We start from the raw sequence: 14,548 nt of genomic DNA on the forward strand, positions 1-14,548 counted from the left end.
CACGGGCTCGCGCGCGGCGTGGCATCAAGGAGGGCTCGTGTGAACTCTCTGGTACCGCCCCCGATCCCACGGCACCTTAGTCTAAAATAAAACGATAGCATCATCCTGGCAGGGGGTCTATTTGCCAGCAATGAGAAAGGACTTCGCCATGAAGAAGCGACGCAGCCCGATTCTGGCGGCGACCGTGCTGGCCTCGTTGGCACTCTCGCTTGCCGTACTGGTCACCCCGGCGCATGCCGCCTCGTACAACAACGTGTACCGCATGTACAACCCCAACTCCGGGGAGCATTTCTACACGGTGCAGCTCCCCGAGGCGAAGCACCTGCTCCAGGTGGGCTGGCGCTGGGAGGGCGTGGGCTGGGTGGCGCCCGCCACGTCCGGCACTCCCGTGTATCGCCTGTACAACCCCAACGCGGGCGACCATCACTACACCACCAGCGTGGAGGAGCGCGACCACCTCGTCGAGCTCGGCTGGAACAACGAGCCGGTGGGCTGGTACTCGGAGGAGTCCTCGAACTCGAAGGGCATGCTGAGGGAGTACAACCCCAACGCGAAGAGCGGCGCCCACAACTTCACCACCTCCCGCGAGGAGCACGACTACCTGGTTGGGCTGGGCTGGAGGGACGAGAGCGGCGAGGGCTATGCCTGGCGTGCCTCCAACAGGGATGCGGCTCCCATCGAGTCGTTCTCCGTCCAGAGTCCCGCCTGGGGCAGCCTGCAGATCGTCACCATTGGCAAGGACGCCAGCGTGGCGAAGCGCGTGGACGTCCCCTTCGAGGAGAAGAGGGACGAGTACGTCGCTAACGTTACGTGGTCCAACCACGGCGCCTATCTCAACCGCATGAAGTCCCTCGCGAACCAGATAGGCAGTCCCACCGAGTACTTCCTCGCCTGCGACTACGATCTCTGCCGCGTCACGGTGCTCGAGCGCAAGAACGGGAGCTGGGAGGTCATCAAGACTTGGAACTCCAACATGGGCGGACACACCTTCAAGGGCGTCTGGCACATCAGCCACAAGCGTAAATGCGACTGGAATCACGACTACTTCGGCAAGGGCTACAACGACTGGGCGAGCTGCTACATAGAGTCCTTCTTGCCCGATGATACGGGTCATCTTCAGTATGTTGGTGGCAAGGGCTACGACGACGGGCAGACCATCCACTCGACGGGCTACAAGAGAACGGGCTACGACAACTACGGCTGCATAGGTCTCCTGCGGGAGAACGCCAAGTGGGTCTACGACAACGCTGCCCGCAACGTCGCCCCGAGCGACGAGAACGCCTATCACGGAACCAGCCAGGGGACGACGGTCTACGTCTTCGGCGAAAGAGGTCTTAGATGAGCTATTCCTGCTTTGGAGTCAGGCGCAGCCTGCTGGGGCTGATCGCCCCCGTCGCTCTGGGCGCCACCCTCGCGCTCACTCCCGCGATCGCCCGGGCCGAGGAGCCCGCCGTCGCGGCGGCACAGGGCCCCGAGGTCGTCGCCACCTCCCAGGCGACAGAGTCGGCGCCGTCCGACTCCGTCGTGGGCGAGGCCCCTGCGGCCGTGACAGGCGCATCGGAGGCAGACTCGTTTGTGGCAGCTCCCGCAGTGGGAGCCAGCGAGACGGCGGCGAAGTCGGAAGATGCGTCGACGCCCGTGGAAGAGGGGAAGGGGGATGAGCCCAAGCAGATCGTCTCAGATGATGCGCAGGCCAGCGCTGCCACGCCTTCCCCCTCGTCAGAGGATGCCTCCAATGCGGGCGACCCTGCGACGGTGGACGCCTCCGCCAACCCCGCGGGCGACGAGACGGCCAAGGAGACGGCGGGCGAGCCCGCCACGGATGGGGCAGCCGCCGATAAGAAGGCTGCGGAAGCCGTCGCGCCAGCCACCGAGGCGGATGCGAGCGCCTCCGACGCCAAGGCGAGCGCCGCAAAGCCGGACGTGGGCGACCAGCTTGCAAAGGGCATTGCGACGGCCAGCTCCCCCGATGGTGCGAGGTCGCCGCTGAAGCTCTCCAAGCTTGCCGTGGAGAAGCAGCCCGCGAAGGCCCAGGAGGCGGATGCCAAGGCGAAGACGGAGCCCGCGCCCAAAAAGGCGGCGGAGTCCGCGCAAAAGAAGGAGGAGGAGGCATCGAAGCCGGCGGTCAAGTACGCCAACATGTACCGCCTGTACAACCCCAACTCCGGCGAGCACTTCTACACCTCCGCGCTTGGGGAGGCCAGGCACCTCTTCGAGCTCGGCTGGCGTTGGGAGGGCGTGGGCTGGGTCGCCCCCGAGACGTCCAAGGCACCCGTATATCGCCTCTACAACCCCAACGCGGGAGACCACCACTACACCACCAACAAGGGCGAGCGAGACCAGCTCGTGAGGCTTGGCTGGAGGAGCGAGGGCATAGGCTGGTACTCCGACCTCGACAAGGACTCCGTGAGCGTCTGGCGCCAGTACAACCCCAACGCGAGGAGCGGCGCGCACAACTTCACAACCAGCACCGTCGAGAAGGACCACCTCGTGAAGGTGGGCTGGCGCGACGAGAAGATCGCTTGGAACGCGTCCAACCAGGACGTGCGGGCAATCAAGGGCTTCTGGGCGGTCTCCTCGGCCTGGGGGAGCAGGGAGCGCTACTGGGTCGGCGCCGACGCCGACATCGCCCGCTCGCGCTTCGTCACCCCGAGCGAGGGTGCTGGCTACTATGCCTACGCAAAGTCGGACGGCAAGATCTCTCGCGGCAAGGTCAAGGTCGGCTCGAAGGTCCTCCTCTCCAACAACGAAGGCAAGCTGACCACCCAGACCTCCTGGCTCATCACCAAGGTATACGACGGAGGCAACCAGCGCTACTACCTGGCAAAGGACACGGGAGACGGCTACTCCTACGCGAAGACGGGCTTCTTCAAGGCTGCCCTCGAGGGGACCACGACCCAGCTCTGGTTCTTCGGCCATCCGTCCCAGGGTTACGTGACCCGTGGCGCGTATCGCGCCAGCAACGGCGTGATCGTCTCCGACTACGTCAATGGCTCCCTTGCCGAGAACTACGAGAAGCCCGGCATGGTCGTAAGCAAGCGCTACGATGGCCAGCCCCAGCGCTATTACCTCGAAAAGGCCAAGGACGGCCACCTGTATGCCCGTGTCGGGAAGTTCAAGGTCGGCAAGACCGACTACTACGGCAGGGAAGACACCGGCTACGTCGTCCGTGGCTACTACATCAACCCCAAGGGCGAGGCCTACTTCGGCGACAACGACGGCAAGCTCACGAGCGGCTGGCTCTCCGCCGCCGGACTGCGGGCGTGGCGTCGCATAGCGAACTACGGCAGTGCGACCCAGTACATCCTCGTCGTGGACTCTGACGCCTGCAAGACCTTCGTCTTCCAGGGGAGTGCCGGCCGTTGGGTTCCGAGGTTCGAGTGGCTGGCTGGGGTCGGCCTCACGAAGTACAACAACGGCAACGGGACCCCCAAGAGCGAGTACTACACCCTCGGTGGCGACAACGCCAGCTACAACGCCAGCGGCAACGGCGAGTGGAGGCGCTACTACTACGAGAAGGACGACCTGTACTACTTCTCGGGCTTCGTGCTCGACTGTGGCTTCCACTCGACCATCCCGAGCCTTGGGCCTGCGGAGAACCAGGTCGGTCGCAAGATCTCGCATGGTTGTGTCAGGCTGCTCATACAGAATGCCAAGTGGATCTACGACAACTGCGCGCGGGGCACGCGCGTGGTGAGCTACTAGCTCGTCAGAAGCAGGGGGTGGCGGGGCTGTCGGGAGGAATCCTGGCAGCCCCGTTTCTTGTGTCTACACGCCTTATTGAGGACGTACCACGTCTGTCCGTGGGAGTGGCGTCGACTACCTCGCCACCTTGCGCCTGCCCACAAGGCAGAGCGCGAGGCACGATGCCAGTCCGGCGAGGCTCATCAGGCAGCCCACGCCCAGGCCGGCGGGCGTGAAGCCGAGCTGGACGTGGTGGTCGCCTGCGGGCAGGAAGAAGCCGACGAAGCCGTAGTTCGCCCTGAAGCTCTCGACCTCGCTGCCGTCGACCAGCACCTTCCATCCGTCGGCGTGGGGCACGGCGACGCAGGCGACCGCATTCGTCTTGGCAGACGCGCTGGCCTCGAGCGAGCCGTCCGTGGCTCGCGTGAAGTCCCCGAAGTCCGCTGCCCCGTCGCCCTCGTCGGCTCCGGGAAGCCTGCCTGCCTGTTCCGTGGAGGCCACCTCGTCCGGGACGATCACGGCCCTCTCCAAAAGGGCGCGCCTCTCGCCCGCATCGGGCAGCGCGTTGGCCTCTCCCTCGCTCACGACCGCCTGGCGCAGGCTGCCCAGGGAGCTCGCCTGGGCGTTCTCGTACACGTAGACGCTGCCTATGCGCTCGCGCAGCGACGCCCAGCTCGATCGCATCGGCTCCTTCGAGAGCACGTAGCGCAGGTTGAGCAGGGCGGGCACCCCGTCGGCGTCCGGCGCGTGCCTGTAGGCGTACTCCATTATGCTGCCCTGGCCGTAGGCCTCGGGCCACAGCCTGTCGAGGAACTCCCTGAGGTCGCTGTCTATGGTGCTGTTGTAGGTGGTGGCGGAGGGGTACGACTGCGCCAGCGAGTCGTTGTAGTGCGTCCAGTCCACGTACAGCTTGTCCACCCTCCAGACTCCCGGGTCCTCCTCCCTTAGCTTGTCCAAGGCGTCGAGCGTGTCCTTGTCCTTGGCGCCAAGGCTCGGCATGGCGTCTGGCTCCAGCGTGCCGCGCAGGTTGGTCACGAAGAAGGCGTCGCCCACCGAGGAGGCGAGGAGGGCGGCGACCAACGCGGTCTGGGCAAGACGACCCGCCCCGTCCCAGCCGGACCTCCCCACCGCCCACAGGCTTCCGGCGACGCACGCCGACGCCGCGGCGAAGAGCAGGCAGACGAGCCTGCCGTTGAGGGTGTGCGCGAGCGACCAGGCGACGACGAGAGCGGTCAGGGCCAGGGAGGCGAGAAGGAGGGGGCGTGACGTGCGCCCGGCAAGCACGCGCCTCTCCACCGCCACGGACATGGCGAGGCAGACGGGGAGGGCGAGGACGAAGCTGCTTCGGTAGTTCACGTACGCCATCGCGTTGAGCAGCGTGGGAAGGAGCTGGTCGAAGAGGTAGAGGGCGACGAGGACCGCAGAGAGCGTGCAGAGGACGCGCTCCCTGCGGCTCCCCTCGTCATGGAGCCAGGAGAAGAACTGCCCGAGGAGCATGAGGCAGCCGGCGGAGTAGCCCAGCGCCGGGAACTCGTAGGCGAAGCCACGCTGGAAGTTCGTGCTCGCGAGGTCGACCACGTCGGGGGTGAAGCCCACGGCGCCCGTGTTGACGAGCCCGCTTCCAAGGAAGCGGCTGAGGACGTAGGGCAGCCAGTTCGCGGGCACCGGCGCGAGGGCGGCCGCGAGGCGCGCGGGCAGGGGGGAGCCTCCCGTGACGCGGCCCGTCTCGTTGAGGAGGAAGAGGGCGTAGGGCAGGAAGAGCGCGCCCGAGAGCAGCAGCCCGCAGGCGACCGCCGCAGCGACCCACGCCAGCCCCTTGAGGTACGCCGCCACCCCGGGAGACTTGACGTGGAAGGGGAGGCGAAGGAGCACATAGAGCGCTGCCGCGACGAGCGACATGAACGCCGTGTAGGCGCTCCAGCCCACTGCCACTGCCACGACGGCGGAGACGAGCAGGAGGCGTACCGACGTCCGCCTCTGCATGAGGAGCTCGAGCACGAGGACGAGCGCCGTGAAGACGACGAAGGCCGATCCCAGCCAGTAGTGCTGCCCCCAGAGGACGAGGTAGCCGGAGAAGGCATAGAGGAGCGAGCTCAGCACGCGCGCCAGCCTGCTGTCACAGAAGCCCACGAGGAGGTGGTCGAAGAGCAGTCCGGCACAGACTATCCTGAGGGCCTGCACCACGACCAGCACGAGGGCGAGCCTTCCCTCCCCAAGCGCGAGGCCAAGGGGCACGAGGACGAGGTTGAAGGGGTCGAAGAGCCAGGACTGGAACGAGGTGACGCCCGTTCCCAGGCCGTAGTCGAAGTTGAAGGAGAGGGCCGACCCCTCCCTCACGCGGCCGATCAGGTTGAGGTAGAAGGGGACGTACTGGTCTATGGTGTCCGTCCCCGCGTCCCCCGCCCCATACACGAAGAGCCTGCCGCCCATGAGCATGGCGCCATACACCAGGGCGACGCCCAGCGCGAGCCCGCAGCAGAGGACAGCCAGCTCGCGTGCGTCGCGCCTTCCCGACACGTCCCCCTCCCGCGCGAGGAGGCGCGGCGCGAGCGACGCGAGGAGGAGCGAGAGGGCGGAGATGGGAAGCTCGAAGGTGTAGTCGGCCCAGTTCAATGGGATGCTCCTCTGAGGAAGGGGGACGCGGATTCATCACTGCTATCATATTCTCCATCCGACTGTCCATGCGGTGATGGGAGCGCGCAGTGTCAGAAGACCGACATCGTCTGGTCGTGCTGGGGTCGATGGACGAGTTCGTCCCGCTGGTGAGGAAGGCCCGGGAGCGCGGCTGGCACACGATCGTCTGCGACGGGTATCCCAACACCCCCGCAAAGCTGATCGCCGACGAGTCGTACGACGTCGACCCGCGCGACGCGGACGCCGTGGCGCGCCTCTGCGCCGAGGTCGGCGCCGACGGCATCGTGANGGGGAGGCGAAGGAGCACATAGAGCGCTGCCGCGACGAGCGACATGAACGCCGTGTAGGCGCTCCAGCCCACTGCCACTGCCACGACGGCGGAGACGAGCAGGAGGCGTACCGACGTCCGCCTCTGCATGAGGAGCTCGAGCACGAGGACGAGCGCCGTGAAGACGACGAAGGCCGATCCCAGCCAGTAGTGCTGCCCCCAGAGGACGAGGTAGCCGGAGAAGGCATAGAGGAGCGAGCTCAGCACGCGCGCCAGCCTGCTGTCACAGAAGCCCACGAGGAGGTGGTCGAAGAGCAGTCCGGCACAGACTATCCTGAGGGCCTGCACCACGACCAGCACGAGGGCGAGCCTTCCCTCCCCAAGCGCGAGGCCAAGGGGCACGAGGACGAGGTTGAAGGGGTCGAAGAGCCAGGACTGGAACGAGGTGACGCCCGTTCCCAGGCCGTAGTCGAAGTTGAAGGAGAGGGCCGACCCCTCCCTCACGCGGCCGATCAGGTTGAGGTAGAAGGGGACGTACTGGTCTATGGTGTCCGTCCCCGCGTCCCCCGCCCCATACACGAAGAGCCTGCCGCCCATGAGCATGGCGCCATACACCAGGGCGACGCCCAGCGCGAGCCCGCAGCAGAGGACAGCCAGCTCGCGTGCGTCGCGCCTTCCCGACACGTCCCCCTCCCGCGCGAGGAGGCGCGGCGCGAGCGACGCGAGGAGGAGCGAGAGGGCGGAGATGGGAAGCTCGAAGGTGTAGTCGGCCCAGTTCAATGGGATGCTCCTCTGAGGAAGGGGGACGCGGATTCATCACTGCTATCATATTCTCCATCCGACTGTCCATGCGGTGATGGGAGCGCGCAGTGTCAGAAGACCGACATCGTCTGGTCGTGCTGGGGTCGATGGACGAGTTCGTCCCGCTGGTGAGGAAGGCCCGGGAGCGCGGCTGGCACACGATCGTCTGCGACGGGTATCCCAACACCCCCGCAAAGCTGATCGCCGACGAGTCGTACGACGTCGACCCGCGCGACGCGGACGCCGTGGCGCGCCTCTGCGCCGAGGTCGGCGCCGACGGCATCGTGAGCTCGTACTCGGACCTGCTCGCGGAGTGCTGCGCGAACATCGCACAGCGTGCTGGGCTGGGCTGCCCGCTCCCTCCCGACCGCCTCGCATACCTGCGTGACAAGTCGCTCATGAAGGGGATGTTCGACGAGCTGGGGATTCCCTATCCCAAGACCGCCAGGGTGAGGAGGGGACACGTCCGCGAGGACCTCGAGGGCATGGGCTTCCCCTGCGTGACGAAGCCCACCGACGCCTGGGGGTCGCATGGCGTGAGGGTCTTGGGGGACGCGCGGGAGGTGGAGGCCGCCTACGACGAGGTGGCCGGCTACTCGGACGCTCCCTACATCTTCGTCGAGGAGTATGACGACGGGCTCGAGTTCAACCTCATGTCGTGGGTCGTGGACGGCCGTCCCGTCGTGCTCGAGGTCGCCGACCGGGAGAAGAGCGACGACGGCGAGGCGACGGTCCCCTGGGTGAGCCGCATCGTCTACCCCAGCGCGCACACGGACGACGTCCTGGGCGAGGCGACGGAGATGCTCCAGAAGGTGGCAGGCTACGTCGGGCTCCTCAATGGCCCCCTGTGCATGCAGTTCTTCTGGGCTCCCGGCAGGGGCGTCAGGGTCTGCGAGTGCGCGGGACGCATCTTCGGCTATGAGCACGAGCTGCTCGAGTACGCGAGCGCCGGGGCCGTCTGCGTTGAGGACCTCCTGCTCGACAACGTCTATGACCCCGTCGCCGTCTCGTCCCGCCTCGAGGGGCATGACCCCCACCTGGCCGACGTCGCGGCGGGCCTCTACTTCCACGGAAGGGACGGCCGCGTCGTCTCCGTGGGCGGGCTCCCCGACGAGTCCGACCCCCTCGTCAAGGAGACGATCGTCTACTACCGGCCCGGGGAGATCATCTCGCACCAGGTGGGCGACAAGCCCTATGCCGCCCGCGTGTACCTCTGCTCCCCAGACCGCGGGGAGCTCGACCGCAGGACCGACGAGCTCTTCCAGAGCGCGAGCATGACCGACGGGCAGGGGAGGGAGCTCCTCCTCAGGAACCGGCGGAAGGTCCCGGAGGGCACCGCCTAGGCTGCCGGCCCCACGATGCGTCCCCTCTCGCCCAGTTCACGAAGACACCAGGAGTTCACAGGATGATTGACTTCAACGTACCCCCCTACGTGGGAACCGAGATGCAATACGTGAGGGAGGCGGCGGAGAGGAACCACAAGATCTGCGGTGACGGCCCCTTCTCGCTCAAGTGCCACAAGTGGATGGAGGAGCGCTTCGGCGCGGAGAAGGTCCTCCTCACCACCAGCGGGACCTCCGCCCTCGAGATGGCTGCCGTCCTCTGCGACCTCGAGCCGGGTGACGAGGTGATCCTGCCGAGCTTCACTTTCTCGTCCACCGCCACGGCCTTCCAGGCCGTGGGCGCGACCCTCGTGTTCGTGGACATCCGACCCGACACCATGAACATGGACGAGGAGAGGGTCGAGTCCGCCATCACCGAGCGCACCCGCGTGATCGTGCCCGTGCACTACGCCGGAGTCTCCTGTGAGATGGACCGCATCATGGACATCGCCCGCAGGCATGGCCTCCTCGTCGTCGAGGACGCCGCCCAGGGCGTCATGAGCAGCTACCACGGGCGGGCGCTCGGGACCATCGGCACCTTTGGCTGCTACTCCTTCCACGAGACCAAGAACTACTCCATGGGCGAGGGCGGCGCCATCGTGATCAACGACCCCGCCTACATCGAGAGGGCCGAGATCATACGCGAGAAGGGCACCAACCGGCAGCGCTTCTTCCGCGGGCAGGTGGACAAGTACACCTGGGTGGACCGCGGCAGCTCCTACCTCCAGAGCGACCTCAACGCGGCCTACCTGTGGGGCCAGCTCCAGGCGGCGGACCAGATCAACGACGACCGCCTTGCCACCTGGCATGCCTACCGGGACGCGTTCGCGCCCCTGGCCGAGGGGGGGCTCGTGGAGCTTCCCGTCGTCCCCGAGGGCTGCGTCCACAACGCCCACATGTTCTATCTCAAGTGCCGCGACCTCGGGCAGCGTCAGGAGCTCATCGCCCACCTCAAGAAGCGTGGGGTCATGGCCGTCTTCCACTATATCCCCCTGCACAGCTCGCCTGCTGGCCTGCGCTTCGGTCGCTTCGACGGCGAGGACCTGCACACTACGAGCGAGAGCGAGCGCCTGGTGCGGCTTCCCCTCTACTTTGGCATGTCCGCCACGGACCGCGACGTGGTCATCCGCGCCGTGCTCGACTTCTTCGAATAGGGGCACCCATGGAGCAGAGGGTCGCGCTCGTCACGGCAATAGGGTCCTTTTCGGCCGAGGCAGTGGTCCAGGGGCTGCACGACCAGGGCGTCAGGGTGGTGGGCGTGGACGTCTACCCACGGGAGTGGGTGGCGCAGAGCCTCTTCGTGGACTCCTTCCGCCAGGCCCCCTTCGCCTCGTCCGAGGCGAAGTACTCCGCCTTCGTGCGGGAGGTCTGCGCCAGCGAGGGGGTGGGGCTCCTTCTCCCCCTGACGGACGTCGAGGTGGACTTCTTCAACGCCCATCGCGACCTGCTGGCTGACTTGGGCACGAAGGTGCTCATCTCCCCGGCGTCCGCGCTCGCCCTCTGCCGCGACAAGCGTGCGATGGCGGAGTTCCTCAAGGGGTCGAAGTCCGGCGTGCGGGGCATCCCCACCGTCCCCCTCGCACCCCTGGACGGGCGCTATCCAGGGCATCCCGTGGTGGTGAAGCCGCTCGACGGCAGGAGCAGCCAGGGTCTCACGCGCGTGAGGGGGCCGGAGGACTGGCGTGCGGTCTGCCCTCCCGACCCCGAGCGCTACATCGTGCAGCCCCTCGTCGAGGGGCCGGTCGTCACCGTGGACGTCGTCCGCGACCAGTGCGGATCGGCCGTCGTCGCCGTCCCGCGAAGGGAGCTCCTGCGCACGCCCAACGGGGCGGGAACGTCGGTGCGCATGTTTCACGACGACGCGCTCGTTGCCGCCTGCCAGGGGTTGGCGGACGAGCTTGGCGTGGTGGGCTGCGTCAACTTCGAGTTCATAGAGGAGGCGGAGGGGGCATACCGCTTCCTCGAGTGCAACCCGCGCTTCTCGGGCGGCGTGAAGTTCAGTTGCATGGCCGCGTACGACTGCGTCGCCAACCACCTGAGGGCACATCTCGGCGAGCCCATCGCGGGGCTGGGGGAGTACGAGGACTGCTTCATCGCCCGCAGGTATAGCGAGTTCGTGACGTCGAGGCCCTGACGTTCGTCCTGCCGTTCTGGTGCCTTCGTGCCCGTTTGGCCAGCACGCGGTGCCTTGTCCTACACTCTTGGGGCGCAACCATCCCGCCCCATACTTGAGAGGTGCTCATGCAAGAGACAGTCAGCTCCGGAAACTTCACCTTCACTCCCACGTCCATCGAGGGAGTGACCGTCGTCGACTGCAAGTCCTATGGTGACGCCCGCGGCTACTTCATGGAGACCTACAAGCGCTTCGACTTCGTGGCGGGCGGGATCGACGCCGACTTCGTCCAGGACAACCAGAGCTCCTCCACCCAGGGCGTGCTGCGTGGCCTCCACTTCCAGATCGACCACCCCCAGAGCAAGCTGGTCCGCGTCGTGGAGGGGGAGGTCTTCGACGTCGCCGTCGACCTGCGCGAGGGCAGCCCGACCTTCGGCAAGTGGGAGGGCGTGGTCCTCTCGGCCCAGAACCACCGCCAGTTCTTCGTCCCCCGCGGCTTCGCGCACGGCTTCTACGTGCTGAGCGAGACGGCGGTATTCTGCTACAAGTGCGACGACGTCTACCATCCCAACGACGAGGGCGGCCTCATGTGGGACGACCCGACGATAGGGGTCGAGTGGCCCCTGGTCGAGGGCGTCGAGGTCAACCTGTCCGAGAAGGACACCAGGCATCCCAGCTTCTCCGACTACTGCTCTGCCCGCGGCATCGCCCGCTAGCGAGGGAAGGAACGCCCATGAAGATTCTGGTAACCGGCTCCCACGGCCAGCTGGGCAACGAGCTGCGCCGCCTCATCAAGGAGGGCCATTCCGAGATCGGGCCCATTCCCGAGGCCTACGCGGGCGCGGACGTCGACTACATAGACATCGAGGACCTGGACATATCCGATGCGGCGGCCGTCGACTCCTGGTTTGACGCCCATGGGCCATACGACCTCGCCATCAACTGTGCCGCGATGACCAACGTCGACGGCTGCGAGGCCAACTTCCCGACCGCCTTCGCGGCGAACGCCCTGGGTCCCATGAACCTCGCCCGCGCCTGCTCGCGACAGGGGGCGACGCTCGTCCAGGTCTCCACGGACTACGTGTTTCCCGGCAACGTCGAGGGCGAGCGCCTCGAGTCCGACGTCCCGGCGCCCATCAGCGCCTATGGGCGCTCGAAGCTGGCGGGGGAGGGCCTTGCCCTCGCTGCCAACCCCAGGACCTTCGTGCTCCGCACGGCCTGGCTCTATGGCTACGTGGGGAAGAACTTCGTGAAGACCATGCTGCGCCTCGCCGAGACGCACGACCGGGTGACCGTCGTCGACGACCAGATGGGCAACCCCACCAGCGCGAACGACCTTGCGCACGAGATCCTCTCGCTTGCGGTGACTGGGGATTACGGCATCTACCACTGCACCAACGAGGGCACCTGCTCCTGGGCCGACTTCGCCCAGGCGACCTTCGAGGAGTTTGGCAAGGGTTGCGATGTCGTCCGCTGCACGAGCGAGGAATACAAGCGGGCCAACCCCGCCTCCGCAGATCGTCCCCGCTTCTCGGCGCTCAGGAACGCCCGTCTGGAGGCGACCATTGGCAATCAGATGAGGCCATGGAGGGAGGCGCTGCGCTCCTATCGCCAGAACTTCGACGAACTTGCCGGATAAGCCCATGGGCGTGGCGCACGATCGCGGGACGCATGATGGCCTGGAGAGGTGCGGACGCAGGACGAGCATGGCGTTTGTGTTCGTCTCTGCACGTGATGGCCTGCGTCCGTAGAATCTAGGGAAGAGAGACCGCCCGAAGTTGGCCAGCTTCCCGATCAACGCTTGGAGGAACCCCCTTGAAGACCTACCTCGTCACCGGCGGCGCCGGATTCATCGGATCGAACTTCGTGCTGTACATGCTGCGCAAGCACGACGACATCCGCATCGTCAACGTGGACGCCCTCACCTATGCGGGCAACCTCGAGAACCTCGCCTCCATCGAGGGCGACGACCGCCACGTCTTCCTGCACGCGGACATCCGCGACGAGAAGGCCATGAGCGACGCCCTCGCCACTTACCAGCCCGACTACGTGATCAACTTCGCCGCCGAGAGCCACGTGGACCGCTCCATCGCGGACCCCGGCATCTTCGCCGACACCAACGTGATGGGCACCGTGAACCTGCTCAACTGCTGCCGCGCCGCCTGGGACGACGGCAAGGGCGGCTTCGGCGACCACCGCTACCTGCAGGTGGGCACCGACGAGGTGTACGGCACCCTGGCCATCCCGGAGAAGATCAACCCTGACGGGAGCCCCGCCGACCCCGAGCATACCGACTACTTCCGCGAGACCACGCCGCTCAACCCGCACAGCCCCTACAGCGCGTCCAAGACCTCTGCCGACCTCTTCGTCAAGGCCTATCACGACACCTACGGCTTCCCTGCGGTCATCACGCGCTGCTCCAACAACTACGGGCCCTTCCAGTTCCCCGAGAAGCTCATCCCCCTCATGATCCACAACGCGCTGAACCACAGGGAGCTTCCCGTGTATGGTGATGGGCTCAACGTGCGCGACTGGCTCTACGTGGACGACCACTGCAAGGCCATCGACATGGTCGCCACGGGAGGCCGCCTGGGCGAGGTCTACAACGTGGGCGGACACAACGAGCGCGCCAACATCTACATCGTGAAGACGATTATCGCCGAGGTGGCCAAGGTCACGGGCGACGAAGCCGTGAACGAGGGGCTCATCCGCCACGTCACCGACCGCGCCGGGCACGACCGCCGCTACGGCATGGCGCCGGACAAGATCCGCGAGGAGCTGGGCTGGTACCCCGAGACCCCCTACGAGGAGGGCATCGTGAAGACCATCCGCTGGTACCTGGACAATCCCGAGTGGGTCGACCACGTGACCAGCGGCTCTTACCAGGAGTACTACGCGAGGATGTACGACGGCAGGTAGGGTTCGCTTCCCAGGGGGCTGATTTGTGGGGCATTCCATGGGAATGCCCCATTTTCTTGGGCCCGCACGATTGTTGCCCAGAACCTCATGGCAATGGGGTACACTAGCTCTTGTGACTAGGCGTCACAATGTATCGCGCGACAGCGCAGCGCTTCGCCCCTCGGGGCAAGAAAGAAAGGCACGACATGGCACAGGGTACTGTTAAGTGGTTCAACCCCGACAAGGGCTATGGCTTCATCTCTCGCGAGGATGGCGACGACCTGTTCGTCCACTACTCCGAGATCCAGATGGACGGCTTCAAGACTCTGGACGAGGGCCAGGCTGTCGAGTTTGACATCACCACCGGCCAGAACGGCAAGCTCCAGGCTTCCAACGTTCACAAGATGTAAGTGCCCTGCAAAACAGCAGGTAGAAGGCTTGCATAAAGCTTTCGTGCCCCAATTCGCCCATCACGGCGGGTTGGGGCACTTTCTTGCGTCGTGATTCCGTCCATCCGTCGGCTAGGCGACGCTCACGACGTCGAATGCGTTCGACTCTCGCAAACCTGTGACGTCGAACGCGCGCGCCTCTCGTCTCAAAACGTCGAATGCGTGATAGTTGCATCCCAAAGCGCCCAACGCGTGCCAATTTCGTCCCGAAGCGCCCAACGCGTGCGTTTCTTGCCCCAAAGCGTCGAACGCGTCTGAGACAATCGCGCCAACTGGGCAAACGCGGTGGCCTCAGACGCGTCGGACGCTTTCGCCGTTT

10 protein-coding genes and 1 pseudogene are annotated in these 14,548 nt (G+C 66.0%); 9 read left to right on the forward strand and 2 right to left on the reverse strand.

Annotated features, from left to right (window positions below):
- Nucleotides 1-148 precede the first annotated feature (148 nt).
- Both BQ7388_RS12540 and BQ7388_RS00250 read left to right on the forward strand, forming a co-directional pair.
- Complete coding sequence (locus tag BQ7388_RS12540) at nt 149-1,342, forward strand: L,D-transpeptidase family protein (protein ID WP_072499480.1); 1,194 nt, start codon at nt 149-151, stop codon at nt 1,340-1,342.
- Complete coding sequence (locus BQ7388_RS00250) at nt 1,339-3,705, forward strand: L,D-transpeptidase family protein (RefSeq protein ID WP_072499481.1); 2,367 nt, start codon at nt 1,339-1,341, stop codon at nt 3,703-3,705. The genes BQ7388_RS12540 and BQ7388_RS00250 overlap by 4 nt, the downstream gene beginning before the upstream one ends.
- Nucleotides 3,706-3,819: 114 nt before the next feature.
- Here the strand turns inward: BQ7388_RS00250 and BQ7388_RS00255 are convergent, their stop codons facing one another.
- On the reverse strand, nt 3,820-6,297 hold the full coding sequence (locus tag BQ7388_RS00255) for a YfhO family protein (RefSeq protein ID WP_083558138.1): 2,478 nt from the start codon (nt 6,295-6,297) through the stop codon (nt 3,820-3,822).
- 370 nt (nt 6,298-6,667) lie between these two features.
- Nucleotides 6,668-7,189, reverse strand: a pseudogene (locus tag BQ7388_RS13400) (YfhO family protein); the annotation flags it as partial.
- 266 nt (nt 7,190-7,455) lie between these two features.
- Here BQ7388_RS13400 and BQ7388_RS00265 point away from each other — a divergent pair.
- The 7 genes from BQ7388_RS00265 (at nt 7,456) to BQ7388_RS00295 (ending at nt 14,190) form a co-directional block, all read left to right on the forward strand.
- Nucleotides 7,456-8,730, forward strand: coding sequence for an ATP-grasp domain-containing protein (locus tag BQ7388_RS00265; protein WP_129583117.1), 1,275 nt, complete (start codon nt 7,456-7,458; stop codon nt 8,728-8,730).
- 62 nt (nt 8,731-8,792) lie between these two features.
- Nucleotides 8,793-9,923: a dTDP-4-amino-4,6-dideoxygalactose transaminase gene (gene rffA / locus BQ7388_RS00270; RefSeq protein ID WP_072499484.1), complete on the forward strand. Its 1,131-nt coding sequence runs from the start codon at nt 8,793-8,795 to the stop codon at nt 9,921-9,923.
- An 8-nt stretch (nt 9,924-9,931) separates the two neighbouring features.
- Complete coding sequence (locus tag BQ7388_RS00275) at nt 9,932-10,903, forward strand: ATP-grasp domain-containing protein (RefSeq protein WP_009279015.1); 972 nt, start codon at nt 9,932-9,934, stop codon at nt 10,901-10,903.
- A 107-nt stretch (nt 10,904-11,010) separates the two neighbouring features.
- Complete coding sequence (gene rfbC / locus BQ7388_RS00280; RefSeq protein ID WP_072499485.1) at nt 11,011-11,598, forward strand: dTDP-4-dehydrorhamnose 3,5-epimerase; 588 nt, start codon at nt 11,011-11,013, stop codon at nt 11,596-11,598.
- Between the two features lie 17 nt (nt 11,599-11,615).
- Complete coding sequence (gene rfbD, locus BQ7388_RS00285; RefSeq protein ID WP_072499486.1) at nt 11,616-12,521, forward strand: dTDP-4-dehydrorhamnose reductase; 906 nt, start codon at nt 11,616-11,618, stop codon at nt 12,519-12,521.
- A gap of 176 nt (nt 12,522-12,697) precedes the next feature.
- A complete protein-coding gene (gene rfbB / locus BQ7388_RS00290; RefSeq protein WP_072499487.1) occupies nt 12,698-13,801 on the forward strand; it encodes a dTDP-glucose 4,6-dehydratase in 1,104 nt (367 codons plus the stop codon).
- 185 nt (nt 13,802-13,986) lie between these two features.
- Nucleotides 13,987-14,190, forward strand: coding sequence for a cold-shock protein (locus BQ7388_RS00295; protein ID WP_040656760.1), 204 nt, complete (start codon nt 13,987-13,989; stop codon nt 14,188-14,190).
- Nucleotides 14,191-14,548: the final 358 nt, after the last annotated feature.

It is taken from the genome of Olsenella phocaeensis, from assembly GCF_900120385.1.
Taxonomy (GTDB): Bacteria; Actinomycetota; Coriobacteriia; order Coriobacteriales; family Atopobiaceae; genus Olsenella_I; species Olsenella_I phocaeensis.